Origin of the sequence: Bifidobacterium castoris, from assembly GCF_003952025.1 — a bacterium.
Lineage (GTDB): Bacteria > Actinomycetota > Actinomycetes > Actinomycetales > Bifidobacteriaceae > Bifidobacterium > Bifidobacterium castoris.
In genome coordinates this window covers 78838-98149 of record NZ_QXGI01000003.1, presented here as the reverse complement: position 1 = coordinate 98149, position 19312 = coordinate 78838, and the positions used below count along the sequence as shown (strand labels likewise).

At 63.5% G+C, this 19312-nt stretch carries 15 protein-coding genes and 1 tRNA gene; 7 read left to right on the top strand and 9 right to left on the bottom strand.

Annotated elements, in window-relative coordinates:
• Positions 1–115: 115 nt before the first annotated feature.
• From fusA to D2E22_RS04545, 4 genes are all read right to left on the bottom strand, one after another.
• On the bottom strand, positions 116–2245 hold the full coding sequence (gene fusA / locus D2E22_RS04560) for an elongation factor G (RefSeq protein ID WP_126031937.1): 2130 nt from the start codon (positions 2243–2245) through the stop codon (positions 116–118).
• A 33-nt stretch (positions 2246–2278) separates the two neighbouring features.
• Entirely contained in the window at positions 2279–2749 is a 471-nt protein-coding gene (gene rpsG, locus D2E22_RS04555; RefSeq protein WP_003813834.1) for a 30S ribosomal protein S7, read from the bottom strand.
• Positions 2750–2754: 5 nt separating this feature from the next.
• Positions 2755–3126, bottom strand: a complete 372-nt coding sequence (gene rpsL, locus D2E22_RS04550; protein ID WP_006294990.1) for a 30S ribosomal protein S12 — start codon at positions 3124–3126, stop codon at positions 2755–2757.
• Positions 3127–3727: 601 nt separating this feature from the next.
• A tRNA-His gene (locus tag D2E22_RS04545) sits at positions 3728–3803 on the bottom strand.
• Between the two features lie 697 nt (positions 3804–4500).
• Here D2E22_RS04545 and D2E22_RS04540 point away from each other — a divergent pair.
• Positions 4501–5379: a hypothetical protein gene (locus D2E22_RS04540; protein WP_206431354.1), complete on the top strand. Its 879-nt coding sequence runs from the start codon at positions 4501–4503 to the stop codon at positions 5377–5379.
• A gap of 48 nt (positions 5380–5427) precedes the next feature.
• Entirely contained in the window at positions 5428–6453 is a 1026-nt protein-coding gene (locus tag D2E22_RS04535; protein WP_126031936.1) for a threonine aldolase family protein, read from the top strand.
• An 83-nt stretch (positions 6454–6536) separates the two neighbouring features.
• Here D2E22_RS04535 and D2E22_RS04530 read toward each other — a convergent pair whose 3' ends face one another.
• On the bottom strand, positions 6537–7760 hold the full coding sequence (locus D2E22_RS04530) for a glycosyltransferase (RefSeq protein ID WP_126031935.1): 1224 nt from the start codon (positions 7758–7760) through the stop codon (positions 6537–6539).
• A 96-nt stretch (positions 7761–7856) separates the two neighbouring features.
• Here D2E22_RS04530 and purT point away from each other — a divergent pair, with 96 nt between their 5' ends.
• The 5 genes from purT to D2E22_RS04510 all read left to right on the top strand — a co-directional run bounded on the left by purT (position 7857) and on the right by D2E22_RS04510 (position 14520).
• Complete coding sequence (purT, locus tag D2E22_RS04525) at positions 7857–9104, top strand: formate-dependent phosphoribosylglycinamide formyltransferase (protein ID WP_126031934.1); 1248 nt, start codon at positions 7857–7859, stop codon at positions 9102–9104.
• Positions 9105–9241: 137 nt separating this feature from the next.
• Positions 9242–9994, top strand: a complete 753-nt coding sequence (purC, locus tag D2E22_RS04520; protein ID WP_126031933.1) for a phosphoribosylaminoimidazolesuccinocarboxamide synthase — start codon at positions 9242–9244, stop codon at positions 9992–9994.
• 143 nt (positions 9995–10137) lie between these two features.
• Positions 10138–13869 carry a phosphoribosylformylglycinamidine synthase gene (locus D2E22_RS04515; RefSeq protein ID WP_126031932.1) on the top strand — a complete coding sequence of 1244 codons (3732 nt, stop codon included), beginning with the start codon at positions 10138–10140 and terminating at the stop codon, positions 13867–13869.
• A 112-nt stretch (positions 13870–13981) separates the two neighbouring features.
• Positions 13982–14110, top strand: a complete 129-nt coding sequence (locus tag D2E22_RS10855) for a hypothetical protein (protein WP_277600006.1) — start codon at positions 13982–13984, stop codon at positions 14108–14110.
• The gene (locus tag D2E22_RS04510) at positions 14071–14520 is read left to right on the top strand and encodes a pyridoxamine 5'-phosphate oxidase family protein (protein ID WP_338142152.1); all 450 of its coding nucleotides are present in this window, start codon (positions 14071–14073) and stop codon (positions 14518–14520) included. Before D2E22_RS10855 ends, D2E22_RS04510 begins: the two co-directional genes overlap by 40 nt.
• 607 nt (positions 14521–15127) lie before the next feature.
• On the opposite strand, the gene D2E22_RS04505 is transcribed toward D2E22_RS04510, so the two are convergent.
• From D2E22_RS04505 to D2E22_RS04490, 4 genes are all read right to left on the bottom strand, one after another.
• Positions 15128–15649 (bottom strand): hypothetical protein, encoded by a 522-nt coding sequence (locus tag D2E22_RS04505; protein WP_126031931.1) that lies wholly within the window; start codon positions 15647–15649, stop codon positions 15128–15130.
• Positions 15650–15696: 47 nt separating this feature from the next.
• Complete coding sequence (locus D2E22_RS04500) at positions 15697–16923, bottom strand: SPFH domain-containing protein (RefSeq protein ID WP_126031930.1); 1227 nt, start codon at positions 16921–16923, stop codon at positions 15697–15699.
• Positions 16924–16957: 34 nt separating this feature from the next.
• Positions 16958–17539: a PH domain-containing protein gene (locus D2E22_RS04495; RefSeq protein ID WP_126031929.1), complete on the bottom strand. Its 582-nt coding sequence runs from the start codon at positions 17537–17539 to the stop codon at positions 16958–16960.
• Positions 17540–17630: 91 nt separating this feature from the next.
• Positions 17631–19229 carry a hypothetical protein gene (locus D2E22_RS04490; RefSeq protein WP_126031928.1) on the bottom strand — a complete coding sequence of 533 codons (1599 nt, stop codon included), beginning with the start codon at positions 19227–19229 and terminating at the stop codon, positions 17631–17633.
• Between the last annotated feature and the right edge of the window lie 83 nt (positions 19230–19312).

Here is a 19312-nt window from a genome sequence, read left to right as displayed (position 1 = left end):
TTGCTACAGTTTACTGGGTTTCTGGGTTGTCGCCACTTGTAGAGCCCGAACCCAGTCAGCGCTACAGAATATTAGCGCTGACTGGAGACAGGTTCAAGCCAAATGGCAGCGCGTGTCACTCGCCGCGCTGGGCCTTGATGATCTCGTCCGCGACGGCCTTCGGGACCTCCGCGTAGGAATCCATCTGCATCGTGAACATCGCACGGCCCTGGGTCTTGGAACGCAGGTCGCCGATGTAGCCGAACATCTCGGACAGCGGGACCTTCGCGTCGATGACCTTGACGCCGGTGGCGTCGTTCATCGACTGGATGGCGCCACGACGGGAGTTAAGGTCGCCCATGACGTCGCCCATGTACTCCTCCGGGGTGCGGACCTCGACGGCCATGATCGGCTCGAGGATGACCGGCTTGGCCTTCGGGGCGGCTTCCTTGAAGCACATCGAGCCCGCGATCTTGAACGCCATTTCCGAGGAATCGACGTCGTGGACCTGGCCGTCGACGATCGTCGCCTTGACGCCGACGACCGGGAAGCCCGCGAGGATGCCGGATTCCATGGCCTCCTGCACGCCGGCATCGATCGAGGGGATGAACTCCTTCGTGATGTGGCCGCCGGTGACCTCGTTCGCGAACTCGTAGACCTCGCCGTTCTCGGTGTCGAGCGGCTCGAAGTTCATGAGCACCTTCGCGAACTGGCCGGAACCACCGGTCTGCTTCTTGTGCGTGTACTCCTGGCCCATGACGGCCTTGCGGATCGTCTCGCGGTAGGCGACCTGCGGCTTGCCGACGTTGCACTCGACCTTGAACTCGCGGCGCATGCGGTCGACGATGATGTCGAGCTGGAGCTCGCCCATGCCGGAGATGAGGGTCTGGCCGGACTCTTCGTCGGTCTTGACCTGGAAGGTCGGATCCTCGTCGGAGAGCTTCGCGAGGGCGAGGCTCATCTTCTCCTGATCGGCCTTCGTCTTCGGCTCGACGGCCACCTCGATGACCGGATCCGGGAAGGTCATGGACTCGAGCGAGATCGGGTGCTTCTCATCGCACAGCGTGTCGCCGGTCGTGACGTTCTTCAGACCGACGAAGGTGTAGATGTTGCCCGCCTCGGCCGCGTCGACCGGGTTCTCCTTGTCGGCGTGCATCTGGAAGATCTTGCCGACGCGCTCCTTCTTGCCCTTCGTCGAATCGAGCACGTTGTCGCCCGGCTTGACGGCGCCGGAGTAGACGCGCACGAAGACGAGCTTGCCGTAGAACGGGTGCGTCGAGATCTTGAAGACGAGCGCCGAGAACGGATCGTCGAGCGTCGGCTTGCGGTCGATCTCGATGGACTCGTCGGACGGGTCGAAGCCGACGATGGACGGGACGTCCTCCGGGCTCGGCAGGTAGTCGACGACGGCGTCCAGCATCGGCTGCACGCCCTTGTCCTTGAACGCGGAACCGCACAGGACCGGGTAGGCCTGACGCGAGATCGTGAGCGTGCGGATGCCCTTGCGGATCTCCTCCTCGCTCAGCTCGCCGGTCTCGAGGTACTTCTCGATGAGCTCCTCGTCGGACTCCGCGACCTGGTCGAGGAGTTCGGCGCGGTACTGCTCGGCGCGGTCCTTGAGGTCGTCCGGGATGTCCACGGTGTCGTAGTGCGCGCCCATGTCGTCCTTGACGTCGTTCCAGACGTAGGCCTTCATGCGGATCAGGTCGACGACGCCGACGAAGTCGTTCTCGGCGCCGATCGGCAGCTGGACGACGAGCGGGGTTGCGCCGAGCTTCTCCTTGATGGTGTCCACCGAGTAGTAGAAGTCGGCACCGAGCTTGTCCATCTTGTTGATGAAGCAGATGCGCGGGACGCCGTACTTGTCGGCCTGACGCCACACGGTCTCGGACTGCGGCTCGACGCCCTCCTTGCCGTCGAAGACGGCGACGGCGCCGTCGAGGACGCGCAGCGAACGCTCCACCTCGGCGGTGAAGTCGACGTGGCCCGGCGTATCGATGATGTTGATCTGGAACTTCTCGCCCGTGTCATGGGTCTGGCGGTTCCAGAAGCAGGTCGTCGCGGCGGACTGGATGGTGATGCCGCGCTCCTGCTCCTGGGCCATGAAGTCCATCGTCGAAGCGCCGTCGTGGGTTTCGCCGATCTTGTAGTTCTTACCGGTGTAGTACAGAATACGCTCGGTAGTGGTGGTCTTACCGGCATCGATGTGCGCCATGATGCCGATGTTACGAACCTGGTTGAGGTTGGTAAGCACGTCCAGTGCCATGAATGTTCCTTAACTCTTCGTTTCTGTGGCTAATTACCAGCGGTAATGAGCGAAGGCCTTGTTGGCTTCCGCCATCTTGTGCGTATCCTCGCGGCGCTTCACGGAAGCGCCCAGACCGTTGGAGGCGTCGAGGATCTCGTTGGCGAGACGCTCAGCCATCGTCTTCTCGCGGCGGGCGCGGGAGAAGTCGGTCAGCCAGCGCAGCGACAGCGTGTTCGCGCGGGCCGGCTTGACCTCGACCGGGACCTGATAGGTCGCGCCGCCGACGCGGCGGGAACGGACCTCGAGCGACGGGCGGATGTTGTCCAGCGCGCGCTTGAGCACCGCGACCGGCTCCTGATCGGTCTTCTCCTTGACCATGTCGAGCGCCGAGTAGACGATGTCCTCGGCGATCGACTTCTTGCCGTCGAGCAGAATCTTGTTGATGAGCTGCGCCACGACGGTCGAGCCGTAGATCGGGTCCGGCAGCAGCTGGTGTTTCTTGGCGGGTCCTTTACGTGACATATCTCTTACTTCGCCTTCTTTGCTCCGTACAGGGAACGGCCCTGCTTACGATCCTTGACACCCTGGGTATCGAGCGCGCCGCGCACGATGTGGTAGCGCACGCCCGGCAGATCCTTGACACGGCCGCCGCGCACGAGCACGATCGAGTGCTCCTGCAGGTTGTGGCCCTCGCCCGGGATGTAGGCGGTGACTTCGACGCCCGAGCTCAGACGCACACGGGCGACCTTGCGCAGAGCCGAGTTCGGCTTCTTCGGCGTCGTCGTGTACACACGGGTGCACACGCCGCGGCGCAGCGGGCTTCCCTTGAGCGCCAGCGTCTTGGACTTCTTCGGCTTTGCCTTACGTCCCTTACGGACAAGCTGTTCAATAGTAGGCAACTTGAATTCTCCGATTCAGTGGTTTCTGTTCTTCCTAGTGAAGCCGACTGATCGCAGCCTCACTCTCCCCCGATGCACTGAACGAAGAAAAGACAGCCACTGTTCACCGGCCCGATGACCCTTCGTTCTCTCACCGGTCGCATTGCTGCGCGTGATGCGGACGAACTCGGGGATATCCCAGCACATGCTCCTGTCACATAAGGTGCGCGGCTGGCACACACAATCGATGAATATACCACGAGACACCGATAAGAATCAATTGTGAAGACGCCGTCGGTGTGTCTTCACAATCGCCCGTCGCAACCGCCTCCCGTTGCGCGACCCGCCGCCGTCGATCTCGTCGGCCCATCCCGCAGGCCGCCGTTTGCGGTCCGGCTCATCGGCCGGGCCGACGAACCATCCCCGCAAACGCATCCCCCGCAGGACGGACCGGCGACTTCGTCGACGAAGCAGGACGCTACGGGACGGGCCGCCGGAACCGCCGACGAAACGGGACACGAACACGCCCGTCTGCGGGACGGAGCGTCCACACCCCCGACGAAGCGGGATGGGAGGCGGCGAGCGGAAAAACAAAAGACCCTCCGCGAGGGAGGGTCTTCGGTGGGGTGGCTAACGCGGCTCGAACGCGCGACCTTCTGAACCACAATCAGATGCTCTACCAACTGAGCTATAGCCACCATCGCAACGGCTCTGTGAAGAACCGGGCAACAGATGAACACTATACACCCTCCCTGCCCGACCCGCCTCCACGGCGTGTCGCATCCGCCTCCCGGCCTGTCGCGAACCAATCAGGAGTAAACTGGAAGCATAATTCAACAGGGTCATAAATGAAGCGCATGTGGCGCTAGGCTCCTTTCCAGCATGATGGTTTCCTGATGCGAATGCGGTATGGATGATCGATATGGGTGAGAGCATATGGTGCTCATGGTGAAGCGACCTGCACGTCGGGCATCGGAGGCGCCCCTGCCCGACGACCACGCCACCGGTTGACGACGACCGATTCCACAGGGCGTTGCTGCGCAGAGGATCTGCGCGGAGGAGGCGCCCCCCCCCCGGAGGAATCGCCCGCGAGGATTCGGCGGAAAAGCAGGCACAAGGCGGTGCCCATCCCCCGCGGATCCGGATGGCGGTCAGGTCGCATGATGATGAGGATGGAAACAGAACAAAACAGACGAGGCGGCCCCCGAAGGTACCTAGACACTTCGGGGGCCGCCCCTTTTTCGGCGCCGTCCCGCATCCGGCGTCGATGCGCAACGGCATGCGACGTCCGGACCCGGCCATGGCGCCGAGCGCGGCGCCCGAGCCCGCTTCATTCACACCGGCCGCCACGGGGCCGACGCCGGGGATCCGGCCCCCGTCGTCTACGCTGAAACCATGATGACCCTTTCCCTCCCTGCAACGGCCGCGGCCACCGCGGCCGATTTCGTCGCACGCCGCCAGTTCGCCCCGTGCTACATCTGGCTCGACATCGCGTTCCTCGTCCTCTACGCCGGACTGCTGCTATGGCGCCGGCGGCGCACGACCGTGCTCGTCGGCCTCGCCGCCGGGCTCCTGTATTTCGCCGTCGACTTCGGCGTCTTCCATCTGGCCCTGCACACACGCTCGATCTCGCCGAACGCGTCGCTGTTCTGGGTGCTGCTGTGGATGTCGATGAGCTACGGATTCACGAACTTCACCTGGATCTGGCTGTATCTGCGACGTGACGCGAGACTCGTCGAATGGTCGACGCTGATCTTCGGCTGGTGGTTCTGCGCCCCGCTCATCGCACAGACGCTCACCTCCCGTTTCCTGCCCAACCAGGCCGCCCATCCGATCGTCATCCAGCGCACGACCGGCGCCTACCACGGATGGATGGCGATCATCCTGTTCGTCGGCTACGCGGCCGTCATCGTCCACAATCTGGCCTTCGCCGCGCGGCCCGCGCTGCGCGTCGACATCCGCTGGCTGCTCGTGTGCGGCATCGGAATCCAGTTCGCATGGGAGCTCGCGCTGCTGCTCGGCGGCATCCGCAGCGCCGGACTGAGCCCGCTGCAGTCGCTCAAGCCTCTCGTCATCGACTCGCTGCTCGAGACGAACCTCGGCATGCCGTACATCTATCTGATCTTCCTCACCGTCTCGGCGCGCCGCCATGAGAATCTGGCCGCACGTACGCCCGCGCTGTCGCTCGCGCAGTCGCTCGAACGCTCCAACCGCACCCCGCGGCGTCCGTTCACCGTCGCCGCAATCCGCGGCGCGCAGGCCACGACGGACTAGACTGTCCTACGACACGGACCACCCGCACCCAGACCCAAGGAGCCCATCATGCTGTCCTTTCAGAACGACTATTCCTCGACGGCCGCGCCGCAGATCCTGACGCGCATGCAGCAGATCCAGCAGGAGCAGCATCCCGGCTACGGCACTGACGACTACTGCAGGATCGCGGCGGACAAGATCACCAAGCTGTGCGACGACCCCGAGGCCCAGGTGTGGTTCCTCGTCGGCGGCACGCAGACGAACCAAACGGTGATCTCGGCGATCACGCCGCAGTACGGCGGCGTCGTATGCGCGGACAGCGGCCACATCAACACGCACGAGGCCGGCGCGATCGAAGCCACCGGCCACAAGGTGCTCGCGCTGGCGAACGAGGACGGCAAGATCTCCGCCGCCCAGCTCGACGACTACTGCGAGCGCTTCTACGCCGACGCCAACCACGATCACATGGTCTTCCCCGGCGCCGTCTACGTCTCCCAGCCGACCGAATACGGCACCGTCTACACGCTCGAGGAGCTCGAGGCGCTCTCGCAGGTCGCGCACGACCGCAAGCTGCCGCTGTTCATCGACGGCGCGCGCCTCGGCTACGCGCTGACGAGCGACGGCAACGACGCGGACCTCGACGACATCGCGCGCGTCGCCAACGTGTTCACGATCGGCGGCACGAAGGTCGGCGCGATGTTCGGCGAGGCCGTCGTGTTCACGCGCGGCAACACGCCGACGAACTTCACGACGCTCGTCAAGCAGCACGGCGCGCTGCTCGCGAAGGGCTGGCTGCTGGGCCTGCAGTTCGACACGCTGTTCACCGACGACTTGTACTTCAAGCTGTCCGAACATGCGAACAAAGAGGCCGACAAGATCCGTCAGGCGCTGACGGACAAGGGCTACGACGTGGCCTTCGTCTCGCAGACGAACCAGATCTTCATCATCGTCTCCGACAAGAAGGCCGCCGAACTGGCCAAGCATGTGACGCTCGGCTTCATGGAGGCGGTCGGCGCTGACCGCGTCATGCTGCGCATCTGCACGAGCTGGGCGACGACCGACGAGCAGACGGCCGAGCTCATCTCCTATCTGTGAACGCTGTCCCGATACGGCTGCGGCCGCCCGCATCCCACGATGCCGGCGGCCGCAGCCGTATGCGCCGTCGCCACGCGATTCCGTCAGCGCCCGTCGATGTCGCCGGCGGCGCGCTTGCCGGCCCGGTGCGCGGCGATGACCTCGCGTTCCATCCGCACGAAGCGCTTCACCGACTGTTCGACCGAATACGTCCCCTTCGTATGGTCGGCATAGGTGCTCCCCCATTCGTTGAGCTCGCGCGGGTGGTCGATCCACCAGTCGATGCGCTCGGCGAGCTGTTCGGGATGCCCGACCGGATACGACGATTCCGGCGTGAGCGAGAACTGGCCGGCCGCGCTCAGCGGCGAGTCGGCGATGACCGGAACGAGACCGCACGCCATGCCCTCGATGACGCTCACCGATTCGAGGTCGGCGATCGAGGGATGGCATAGCAGGTCGCATGAACGCAGCAGGTCCGGCATGTCGGCGTTGCGGTGGAATCCGACCGTCGCCGGGCGTTTGAGCAGCTTGTGCGCCTTGCGCATGACGCGTCGCCTGATCGGCCCGGTGCCGGCGATCGTCAGATGGATGTCGTCGGCGTGCGCGCTCATCGAGATCGCCTCGATGAGCTCCACATGGTTCTTCTCGTTGGCGAGCCTGCCGGAGGCGACGATGCGGAACGGCACGCCGGCGGGCTCGGCGCCCGGACGCTGCCGCTTCGCCGTGAACCTGGGCTGGTAGCCGTTCGAGATGACGTAGATAGGCTCGTCGTAGTGGTGCTCCTCGAGCAGGTGCGCGCCGAGCTTCGTCGGGACGTGGATCGCGTCGACGTCGCGGTAGAGCCAATGGCGGAACAGCCAGTACAGGAACGAGTTCATGCCGGGGACGTAGCGCAGCGGGCCGGCCGAATACATGACGTTCTCCGGCTGCACGTGGAAGCCGGCGGTCACCGGAAGCCCGTGCTCGCGCGCGCACTCGAGCGCATGCCTGCCGAACTTGAACGGCTCGTAGATGTGCACGACGTCGACGCCATCGAAGGCGCGGTCGAACAGCGCACGGTTCGGCTGCGCGAACTGCATCTGCTGCTTCGCCGATATCCAGCTGACAAGCGGGATGTGGTTCTCCCGGGCCGGGTATTCCGGTGCGCCGATGCCGACGAGCCGCACCTCGTGCCCCTGCCGGCGCAGCTCGGCCGCCCACTGGGTCGCCGAGTTGGACGTGCCGTTGCCGCCGTTGCCGGATGTGTCGACGACGAGCGCGACCTTGAGCGGCCGTTCGTCGTGCTGCTGCTCCGCGTCGGCGGATGCCGTGTTCTGTTGTGCGCACATAGTCGCCCAGTCTAGCGGCGACGCCGCCGAAGCGGCGGTTCGCGCCCGCGCGGCGCGGCGCCGGGGCCGTGCACCGCCGGTGGCACAATGGGTGCCATGACGAAAATCGATTGTGCACTCGGCACCCCCAACGGCAAACATCCCACCCGCGCGCTCCTGCTCGGCTCCGGCGAGCTCGGCAAGGAGGTCGCGATCTCGCTGACGCGTCTCGGCGTGCGCGTCATCGCGGCCGACTCGTACGCGGACGCGCCGGCGCAGCAGGTCGCGCACGAGGCGCGCGTCGTCGACATGGCGAACGCCGACGCGCTGCGCGCGCTCATCACCGACGTGCGTCCGGACATCATCATCCCCGAGGTCGAGGCGATCGCGACGTCGGTGCTCGAGACGGCCGAGCACGACGGCGTGCGCGTCGTGCCGAGCGCGCGGATCGCGGCGACGTGCATGGACCGCGAGGCGCTGCGCACGCTCGCGGCCCAGGAGCTGGGACTGCCGACGACGCCGTTCCGCTTCGCCGGATCGCTCGACGAACTCAAGGAGGCGGCCGGAGCGATCGGCTTCCCCTGCGTCGTCAAACCGGTCATGAGCTCCTCCGGCCACGGCCAGTCAGTCGTGCGCGCGGCCGACGGGATCGAAGACGCGTGGACGGCGGCGCAGCAGGGACGGCGCGCCCATGACGAGGGCGACGTCTCGCGCGTCATCGTCGAGCGTCTCGTCGATCTCGACTACGAGCTGACGATGCTCACCGTCAGCTCGATCGCCGGCGTCGTCGTATGCGAACCGATCGGCCAGCGTCAGCAGGACGGCGACTACCGCGACTCATGGCAGCCGGCGAACGTGGCCGCCGACGTGCTCGAGGAATCGCGCCGCATCGCGCACGCCGTCGTCGAGGGGCTCGTCGCGCGCGCCGGCACCGACACTGCGTGGGGCGTCTTCGGCGTCGAGCTGTTCGTGCTCAAGGACGGCTCCGTGCTGTTCAACGAGGTCTCGCCGCGCCCGCACGACACCGGCATGGTCACGATGATCAGCCAGCGGCTGAGCGAATTCGACCTGCATGCGCGCGCGATGCTCGGCGTCCCTGTCAAGGACGGCCATGTCGCGCTCGACATCCCGAAGTACACGGCCGCGGCGAGCCACGCAATCGTCGTCGAGGGGCACGGCGAGGCCGAGTTCCACGATCTCGACGAGGCCCTCGCGCAGCCGGGCGTCGACGTGCGCGTGTTCGCCAAGCCGAAGGTCGACGGCCACCGCCGCATGGGCGTCGCGCTCGCGCTCGGAGCGGATGTCGAGGAGGCGCGCGTGCGCGCCGTCGAGACCGCGCAGGCGCTGCAGATCGCCATCGTGTGAGCCGCGCTCGCAGGTGCGCCCCGCACGCCGCTTGAAACGTGAGAAGGGGCGCGCCCATGTTGCCGCCGCTTGCTACGCTGAGGGCGTCAGTTCACAGCGTTCCATTTCTCTTATCCACGGAAGGCAAAGGCACTAACATGCAGAAGATGGACAAGCTCTACGAGGGCAAGGCCAAGAAACTGTACGCAACCGACGATCCGGACGTCCTCTGGGTCGAATACATGAACCAGGCGACCGCCGGCAACGGCGCGAAGAAGGCCCAGATTGAAGGCAAGGGCAGCCTCAACAACCGCATCACCTCGGTCCTCTTCGACCTGCTCAAGGCGCGCGGCGTGGACTCCCACTTCATCAAGCGCATCTCGGACACCGAGCAGCTCGTGCGCTCGATGGACATGTATCCGCTTGAGATCATCATGCGCAACACGGCGGCCGGTTCCTTCGCAAAGCGCTACGGCGTCGAGGAGGGCACGAAGCTCAACCGCCCGATTCTCGAATTCTGCTACAAGTCCGACGAACTCGGCGACCCCTTCATCAACGACGACGGCATCGTGGCGCTCGGCCTGGCCTCCGACGAGGAGCTCGCCGAGATCTCGAAGCAGGCGCGCGCCGTCAACGACGCGCTGCTCGACATCTTCTCGAAGATCGACGTGCAGCTCGTCGATTTCAAGATCGAGGAGGGCAGGACCTCGGACGGCACGATCCTGCTCGCCGACGAGATCACGCCGGACACCTGCCGCCTGTGGGATCTGAAGGACGGCTCCGGACAGATCGAGCATCTCGACAAGGATCTGTTCCGCCGCGATCTGGGCAACATCATCCCCGCCTACGAGGAGATCTACGACCGCCTGACCGCGCTCGCCGAGCAGGAAGGCGTCGAACGCGCCGAATGACGCCGACGGCCCGCATCCGGTGCGCTTCCGGATGCGGGCCGTTTTCGCCGGTCATCGCGTTCCCCGGCCGTCCCGAACCCATTCCCCCATTCCTACCCCATCATCACCTGCAACCATCAGAGTCAAGAGAGCAAGGAAGAACCGTGGTTTTCCGCGTATATGTTGAAAAGAAGCCGGGCTTTGACGTCGAAGCCCAGCAGCTCACCCAGGAACTCAGGACGATTCTGGGCGTCAAGCCGCTCGAACGAATCCGCCTGATCAACCGCTACGACGTCGAAGGCATCGGCGAGGAGCTGTTCGAACAGGTCGTACCGACCGTCTTCAGCGAACCGCAGTCCGACGACGTGTCCTTCGACCTTCCCGACTTCGGCGACGACGCCGTCTTCGCCGTCGAATTCCTGCCCGGCCAGTTCGACCAGCGCGCCGACTCGGCGAGCGAATGCATCCAGCTCATCAGCCAGGGCGAACGGCCGACCGTGCGTTCGGCCACGCTCTACGCGCTCAAGGGAGACCTGAGCACGCCGTACGTCGACGCGATCAAGAAGTACGTCATCAACCCGGTCGAGGCGCGCGAGGCGAGCCTCGCGACGCGCGACACGCTGGCCACGCGGATTCCGACGCCGGGCAAGGTCGAGGTCATCGACGGCCTGCGCGACATGGACGACGAGCAGCTCGTACGCTTCATCGACGACCGCGGGCTCGCGATGGACGTCGCCGACCTGCGGTTCTGCCGCGACTACTTCGCCGCCGAGGACCGCGACCCGACGATCACCGAGATCAAGGTCATCGACACGTACTGGTCCGACCACTGCCGCCACACGACCTTCGGCACGCAGCTCGACCATGTGACGATCGACGACGCGACCGTCAAGGCCGCCTTCGAACGCTACCTGAAGATGCGCGAGAAACTCGGGCGCGACGACCGCCCGGTGACGCTGATGGACATGGGCACGCTCGGCGCGAAGTGGCTCAAGGCGAACGGCATCCTGACGAACCTCGACGAATCCGAGGAGATCAACGCCTGCACCGTCAAGGTGAAGGTGGACGTCGACGGCGAGGACGAGGACTGGCTGTTCCTGTTCAAGAACGAGACTCACAACCATCCGACCGAGATCGAACCCTTCGGCGGCGCGGCGACCTGCATCGGCGGATGCATCCGCGACCCGCTGTCGGGACGCTCCTACGTCTACCAGGCGATGCGCGTGACCGGCGCTGCCGATCCGCGCGTGCCGATCGACGAGACGCTCGAAGGCAAGCTGCCGCAGCGCAAGCTCGTCACGACGGCCGCGCACGGCTACTCCTCCTACGGCAACCAGATCGGATTGGCGACCGGTCAGGTCGACGAGATCTACCATCCGGGCTACGTCGCCAAGCGCATGGAGGTCGGCGCCGTCGTCGCGGCGACGCCCGCCGACCATGTGCGCCGCGAGACGCCGGCGCCGGGAGACCGCATCATCCTGCTCGGCGGCCGCACCGGCCGCGACGGCATCGGCGGCGCGACGGGGTCGTCGAAGGCGCACAACGTCGAATCGCTCGAACTCGACGGCGCCGAGGTGCAGAAGGGCAACGCGCCGGTCGAGCGCAAGCTGCAGCGCCTGTTCCGCCGCGGCGACGCATGCCGTCTGATCAAGCGCTGCAACGACTTCGGCGCCGGCGGCGTCTCGGTTGCGGTCGGAGAGATCGCCGACGGCCTCGACGTCGACCTCAACCAGGTGCCGAAGAAGTATGAGGGTCTTGACGGCACCGAGCTCGCGATCTCCGAATCGCAGGAGCGCATGGCCGTCGACGTGGCCGCCGAGGACGTCGACGAGTTCCTCAGGTACGCCGCCGAGGAGAACCTCGAGGCGTCGGTCATCGCGACCGTCACCGAGGAGCCGCGCATGGTCATGCGTTGGAACGGCGACACGATCGTCGACCTGTCGCGCGAGTTCCTCGCGTCCAACGGCGCCGACAAGCATCAGGACGCTCATGTTACCGCGCAGAACGCGTACGTCACGCCGTTCAACGAGGGCACGCTCGCCGAGCGCATGGACATACTGCTCTCCGACGTCAACGTCGCCTCGAACAAGGGCCTGTCCGAGCGCTTCGACTCGACGATCGGCGCCGGCACCGTGCTGATGCCCTTCGGCGGCCGCACGCAGCTGACCGCGCCGATGGCGATGGTCGCGAAGCTGCCGGTGTTCGGCGAGACGACGACCGCGTCGGCGATGGCGTGGGGCTTCAACCCGTACATCATGGAGAAGAACCAGTTCACCGGCGCCTACCTGTCCGTCGTCGAATCGCTCGCCAAGCTCGTGGCCGCCGGCTTCGAGCACGAGAAGGCGTACCTGAGCTTCCAGGAGTACTTCGAGAAGCTGCGCGACGAGCCGGAACGCTGGGGCAAGCCGCTCGCGGCCGTGCTCGGCGCGCTGATGGCGCAGGTCGACCTCGGCGTCGGCGCGATCGGCGGCAAGGATTCGATGTCCGGATCCTTCGAGGACCTCGACGTGCCGCCGACGCTGATCTCCTTCGCCGTCGCCGTCGGCAACATGAACCGCGCGACGAGCCCGGAGTTCAAGCAGGCCGGGCACCGCGTCGTGCGCATCGCGCCGCGCTACCTCGCCGACGGCCTCACGCCGGACAAGGACGCGCTGCTCGAGGCGTTCCACGTCGTCGAGGAGCTCGTCGACTTCCGCGATGCGCTCGCCGTGGCCACGCCGGGATACGGCGGCACCGCGGAGTCGCTGTTCCGCATGGCGCTCGGCAACCGGATCGGCGTCAGGCTCGACGACTCGATCGCCGTCGACGACCTGTTCGCGCCGGCGTACGGATCGTTCATCGTCGAACTGGCCGACGATGCGAAGCTCCCGGCGACGTCGAACCTCGTCGAGGTCGGGCTGATCGGCGAGACCACCGACGACTACGTCTTCCATGCGGCCGGCGAGGATCTGCCGATGGCGCAGCTGCAGGAGACGTGGGAACGCGGCCTCGAATCGGTGTTCCCGTACCGCACGCCGGCCGACGGCGAACCCGAGCAGGTCGAGACCATCTCCTTCGAGACGGAACGCCGCGTGCGCTATGCGGGACCGAAGATCGCCAAGCCGCGCGTCGTCATCCCGGTGTTCCCCGGCAACAACTGCGAATACGACACGGCGGCGGCCTTCGAACGCGTGGGCGCCGAGGTGACGACGCTCATCGTCAACAACCTCACGCCGCAGGCGGTCTCCGACTCCGCGCAGGCGCTCGTCGACGAGATCGGCCGCAGCCAGATCGTCATGATCCCCGGCGGATTCTCGGGCGGCGACGAGCCGGACGGCTCGGCGAAGTTCATCACGGCCTTCTTCCGCGCGCCGGCAGTCACCGAGGCGGTGCGTGACCTGCTCAAGAACCGCGACGGCCTGATGCTCGGCATCTGCAACGGCTTCCAGGCGCTCATCAAGCTCGGCCTCGTGCCGTTCGGCGACATTGTGCCGATGACCGACACATGCCCGACGCTCACGTTCAACGAGATCGGACGCCACCAGAGCCGCCTCGTGCGCACGCGCGTCGCATCGAACCTCTCGCCGTGGCTCGCAAAGACCGAGGTCGGCGACGTGCACACCGTCGCGATCTCACACGGCGAAGGCCGCTTCGTCGCCTCCTACGACATGCTCGCGCAGCTGGCCACGAACGGCCAGATCGCCACGCAGTACGTGGACGAGGACGGCGTGCCCGGCATGGACCTGTCGGTCAATCCGAACGGTTCGATGCTCGCCGTGGAGGGCATCACGAGCCCCGACGGCCGCGTCTTCGGCAAGATGGGGCACTCGGAACGTTCCGGCAACGGCCTGTATCTCAACGTGCCGGGCAACACCTACCAGCCGATCTTCGAAGCCGGCGTCGAGTACTTCGCCTGACCGGGCGGTCGACGCTCGCTCGGGCGCATGAATCGGCCCCGCAGAATCCGTTCTGCGGGGCCGATTCCCATATCCGGCCATCCAGCACGCATATATTAAGGAGCAGAGCACCATGGCCCCATCCATCGCGCAACCCCGTCCGATGCGGCGCGCCGACCGCGAGGTGACGTCACCGGAGGAAATCGAGGAGATCCTGCGTGCCTGCGACGATGCATCGCCTATCAGGATGCGCAGGGCCTGACGATCGTACCGGTCAACTTCGCCTACGTCGCCGATTTCGCACAGCGGCCGCATCGGCTGCGGCTGTTCGCGCATTCAGCGCTCGAGGGGCGCAAGGTCGATGCGATCCGGGCGGCGGGAAACGCGCTGCCGGTCGCATTCGAAATGGATTGCGACGCGCGGATCTACACCGGACGCACGCCATGCGCGACGACGACGGCGTTCCGATCGATCATCGGCACCGGCACGGCTAGCCTGGTCGAGGAAACCAGGGAGAAAATCGACGTACTGGAGCTGCTGCTTGCGCAATGCGCCGCCATGCCCGACGCGCGACTGCTGCCGCGCCAGATGGACAAGGTGGCCGTATGGCGGATCGATTCCACCGATTTCACGGCCAAACACCATCCGGCACCAGCCATGCACCGCGAATGAGCGTCCTCTCCGCGCCGTCAAGTCCCTATCTGCGATTTTGGGGTGGTCATTCTCGAAGACTCCGGCTCCAGCAGCCTCTAAAGCTACCATATGTGAACAAATGCGATAAGAACAGCACGTTTACGCACCCGGTCTTCAGAAGTCCCCACCCCAAAATCGCAGATAGGGCCACGACACCCATCCGCCATCGCTCCATAACGATGGGTCGACCCCCAACCGCAACCACCCAACCGCATAGCTCGATTGTTTACCTGGACGACCGAGCTATGCGGCCACGGTAGCATCCAGCGGGGAATGCGCATGGGCCAGAATGAGCGGTTACATGCGGATCTGAGACAATATGCGCGCATACGATGATCCAAGCCGAGACAGCCTCCTGCCCTGTGGCGCATATCTCGTTTCCCCATATGAACTACCGAGATATGCGTCCGACCTTGGCTGGCTCCGCAGGCGATATGAATCGATGCCGCCGAATTCATGACCAAGCACCAGTCCGCACCGGCCATGTGCTGTGGCCGAACCGCTTCTCCCCTCGCCTTCACAGCGAAACGCGGGAACGCGCACCCAACCGGATGCGCATCCCCGCGTTTCGGAATCCGCCGTCGAATCACTTGGCTCGCCGCTTGGCGGCAATCATCCAGATCGCGCCGATAACGGCGACGATCGCGGCGAGGAAGAACAGATAGTAGCCGAAGCCCCAGCCGTAATTGTCCGAGGAGATGACGCCGCGTTCGCTGAAGTCCCAGTTCAGCACGAGGAACAGCATGAATCCGATGACGCTGAACACCAACGACGGAATGCCCTTCGAGACGCATGCGAAGATCAGCGCGAGGATCGCCGCGACGGCGACGGCAATGACGAGCACCATGATGATCGTAGCGACTTCCGAACCACCGGCGACGTTATCCTTGAGCTTGTTGTAGAGCGTCACGAACTTGAACAGCGACGGATCGGCCAATTCGCCGGCGCGCACGCCGTCAATTATCTCATCGGCGTATTGCCGGTACGGCGAATCCTTCGTTGCCGAGGCGTACGGCAGGAAGATGCACAGCAGCATGAGCGCGTTGCCCACGATTGCGATGATCTTCGGAATCGTCAGATTCCTGGCAGTGGTCTGATTGGACATCATGTCCCCCTTCCTTTGATTTGATTTCCAATTCCCATGGCGAAACAGACTTACAGTCCCAGGATCTGCTTCTTCTTGAGGTTGAACTCCTCCTGCGTGAGGATGCCGGCGTCCAGCAGCTCCTTGAGGTTCTTCAGCGCTTCCATCTGCTCGGACAGCGACATCGAATGCTGCGCGGACGACGACGCAGGACCGTTCTGCGCCGCCGCGTCGGACTGCGCGGTCGACGGCGTCACCGCGGCGTTCATCGAATTGACGGGCTGTCCCATCTGCTGCCCGGGCATCGCCCCGGTCATCGGGTTGACGCCCTGCGCGAAGCCGACGCCGAGCATCATGCCGCCCATGTCGCCGAACCCGTTCTCCTGCACGCCCTGCGCGATCTTCTGCTGCGCCGCGATGTTCGACGCCTGCTGCGAGACGTTCTCATACGCCGTCACATTCATGCGGTTCGCCGCATATTGCTTGACGAGTTCGCGCGACTCCGGCGTGAATTCGATGCTTTCGATGCCGATGCCCGCCAGATGGATACCGAAACGCGACTCCCACGTACCGGCGTTGCCCGCATCGGCGCAGATCGCCTGCGCGATGGCGTTCGCTTGGCTCGGCAGTTCGGAGATGCGGTGTTCGTTGGACAGCGAGTTCAACGCGACCGAGAACGACTGCATGAACTCACTGAGCAGCTGCGATTTCGTCTTCGGGTCGTCGAAGCTGATGTAGTCGACATTCGGCGGCACGAACTGCCGAATGAACGCGGTCGGATTCGTGATGCGCAGCGACATCATGCCACGCGCGCGGATGTCCAGATCGGTGTCGTAGAACCTGTCGTGGTACATCAGCGGCGCGGGGGTGCCGAATTTGAGGCCGCGGATTTCCCGAAGGTTGACGAAGGCGACGCGTTTGTTCGCCACCGGCTCGCCGCCGTATTTGAAGCGTTCGCCGATCTGCCCGAAGATCGATTTGCCGATGCCGTCGCCGGCGAACACGCTGTCGGTGCCGCCGGTGCGGTATTCGTAGCCGCCGGCTTCGGTGATGATGTTCTCGATGCCCGACTGGTCGAAGATGAACGCGGCCGTGTTCTCCGGCACGTAGATACGCGAACCGTTGGAGATCACCGCGTCCGAATGCCGCGTGTTCGAGCCACGTCCCCGATTCGTCTCCTGATAGATGCCCGGCATCAACGCCGCATGCTCGTCGAAGCGCTCCACGGTGATGATGTCGAGCCACTGGTCGGCGAAGGTGCCGCCCAACGCCCCGGTGAATGCCCTGATTAACGCCATAGCTACCTACTTTCCTGAAGTTCCCGTGGATGGTTCAGAGGTGACGCGTGCCGCCACAGTATTCACAGATGACTGTCTTACCATGCCAACCATTGAGCGTCGCACCGCATCCCGGACATGGTATGCTGACCTTCTCCGCAGCCGGCTTTGCCTGTATGGTGGATTTCTTACTGAAGGCGGCACTGAACTGGCCGGTAACGCTACTCAACGCATTTGCCACATCTGAAACCAGCGTCTGCTTCGGCCCCACCAAAGGGGTATCATTACCGGTGATTTCGGCGTTAAGCGCATTGACGAACGGAGCGAAATCGTCATAATTATGATCCCGGAATTCAATAACTCCCTTCTTCAAATACACCTTGCACTTATACCAACTGTCATCTCGACTGTTTTTGGGCAGCTGCGTCACTTCGACACGATCCACCGAGGACAACGGATATGAATACGAATACTCCTCATTGGCACGAAACACATGAAGCTTCGCATAGGTGAACACCAGACGCTTCGTCGTGATGTAAACTCGCCCTGATTCAGATAGTCCCGAAATCCGATCCGACCAACTCAGTCCGGAATCGTTAATGATCGTTTCGCCATATTCGAGCTTGAACTTCTCCATAGCATCCTCGCCTCAATCCAACAGATAAGGAATAGGTGGGAACGGCCTCTTATGACGCGCTCCCACCTCTATCTGGTCAATGTTCACATTGTCACTGCGCCTTGAACTGGGCCGTCTTCTTCTGGAAGCGTTCAATCGCCTTCGTGAAGTCAAACTCATCGTCCCAGATCTCCGAGTTCACATCCGAATACAGTGTGTAAACGGCCGATTTCATATCCGACCAATTAGAATAGAAATCAGACTTGGAATTAGACCATTCTTTGTACGCTTCGCTACGAAGATCCGACCATTCCGAGTATTCCATATTTTCTGGCCTATCATCAAGAATACCATCATAATATTTATCATATACATCTTCATAAGCAGTATCGTAAATATCATCATAGTAATCCTCGAATGCATCTTCATACACGGATTTATAGAAATCATCAAGCAGAGCATCTGCATCAAGATATTTATCCGCAGTAGCTTTCTGCGACAGCGTCTGCATATACTTCACAGCGCTATCACTGACCTTGGCATACAACGCGTCCGTCTCAGTAGACACAAAGGCATACCAATCCGTCAACGCCGACTTGTTTGCCTTATACGAATCGATGGTTTCGCCAAGCTTCCCTTGCATTTCCGTCATCTTGGCATTAATGGCCTCCGAACTCGACTGGAAATCTTTTTCAATCCCTGCCGTGATCTCTTCAAGACCGTTCGCCACACTAGATTGGCTCTGCGTTTCATTCGCATCAGGAGTCTGCGTCTCTGACGACTTATTCTCCGAATTTGCATCTACCTTGCTATCCGAGGAATCCGATGACGTCCCAGTGCTACCTATTGACGACGAAGACTTAGACGGTTGACCGGTCTCAGCTTTCGGGGCATTGACGAAACCTAGAACAAGCGCCAGCACGGATACAACCGCTGCAACCGCCGCAAGGATCCGAGACGTCGTGTTTTTGTTGAGCGCAAATGCCGCATAGAGAGAGAACCCCGAGAACGCCAGCGACACCAGGCCCACCACCCATACGAGCCACACGCCAATCTTCGGCGTGAGCACAATAAGCAAGATAAGCGCTGCAACCGCCAACGCAAGCGCGCCGATAGCGACATACAGCACCCATGCAGCCGGCTTCCTCGGCGCATGAGCCGCGGCGCCGTTGTCCATATTCCGAGGAGCCCAAGTCTGCTGCTCGCCTGCGTTCTGCTGCGGCGCCGGATTCTGCTGAGACACGGCATTCATCTGCTGCATCATCAGTTCGCGGTTCAGCTCCCCGAAGAAGACCATGGATTCCATCTGTATGTTGGCACTCGCTCGCCCCTGCGGAATGAGCTGGACTACGGATCCACCCAACGGGCTCTCCATGACCTGCACCATGTAGGCAGCGCCATCGTCACGCGAAGTGATATTCGCCGTCTTGATGACATCGTCCGCCATGACGAGCATGAAACCCTGACTCTTCAGCAACGCATTCTTCATCGCCTGATACACCACATCGGCGGACTGCGGGAACTGCTGTGAAGGAGCCTGCGGCATCGTCTGGGTCGGCATCGTCTGCATCGAATCCGTTTCCGACGTTGCCGGCATCGGCATCGTCTGCTCCTGCATCTGCGTAGGCTGCGCGGCATCCGTCTGCATGGAATCTGACGGAGCGCAATCGTTCTGGGGACCCGCCCCCGGGTTCACTTCTGGCGTGGTCATGGCTTCTTCCCTCCTTCTTGGCGACAAGGTGTGCGGATGCATAATCGCATCCGCACACCCGATCACCTATCGGTCGTTCTGTT

Excerpts from the sequence above, each read along its gene's own strand:
- fusA (WP_126031937.1), bottom strand. The coding sequence starts at position 2,245 with ATGGCACTGGACGTGCTTACCAACCTCAACCAGGTTCGTAACATCGGC.
- D2E22_RS04495 (WP_126031929.1), bottom strand. The coding sequence starts at position 17,539 with ATGGAGAAGTTCAAGCTCGAATATGGCGAAACGATCATTAACGATTCC.
- D2E22_RS10855 (WP_277600006.1), top strand. The coding sequence starts at position 13,982 with ATGGCCCCATCCATCGCGCAACCCCGTCCGATGCGGCGCGCCGACCGC.
- purC (WP_126031933.1), top strand. The coding sequence starts at position 9,242 with ATGCAGAAGATGGACAAGCTCTACGAGGGCAAGGCCAAGAAACTGTAC.
- D2E22_RS04535 (WP_126031936.1), top strand. The coding sequence starts at position 5,428 with ATGCTGTCCTTTCAGAACGACTATTCCTCGACGGCCGCGCCGCAGATC.
- purT (WP_126031934.1), top strand. The coding sequence starts at position 7,857 with ATGACGAAAATCGATTGTGCACTCGGCACCCCCAACGGCAAACATCCC.
- D2E22_RS04490 (WP_126031928.1), bottom strand. The coding sequence starts at position 19,229 with ATGACCACGCCAGAAGTGAACCCGGGGGCGGGTCCCCAGAACGATTGC.
- D2E22_RS04500 (WP_126031930.1), bottom strand. The coding sequence starts at position 16,923 with ATGGCGTTAATCAGGGCATTCACCGGGGCGTTGGGCGGCACCTTCGCC.
- D2E22_RS04505 (WP_126031931.1), bottom strand. The coding sequence starts at position 15,649 with ATGATGTCCAATCAGACCACTGCCAGGAATCTGACGATTCCGAAGATC.
- D2E22_RS04540 (WP_206431354.1), top strand. The coding sequence starts at position 4,501 with ATGATGACCCTTTCCCTCCCTGCAACGGCCGCGGCCACCGCGGCCGAT.
- rpsG (WP_003813834.1), bottom strand. The coding sequence starts at position 2,749 with ATGTCACGTAAAGGACCCGCCAAGAAACACCAGCTGCTGCCGGACCCG.
- D2E22_RS04530 (WP_126031935.1), bottom strand. The coding sequence starts at position 7,760 with ATGTGCGCACAACAGAACACGGCATCCGCCGACGCGGAGCAGCAGCAC.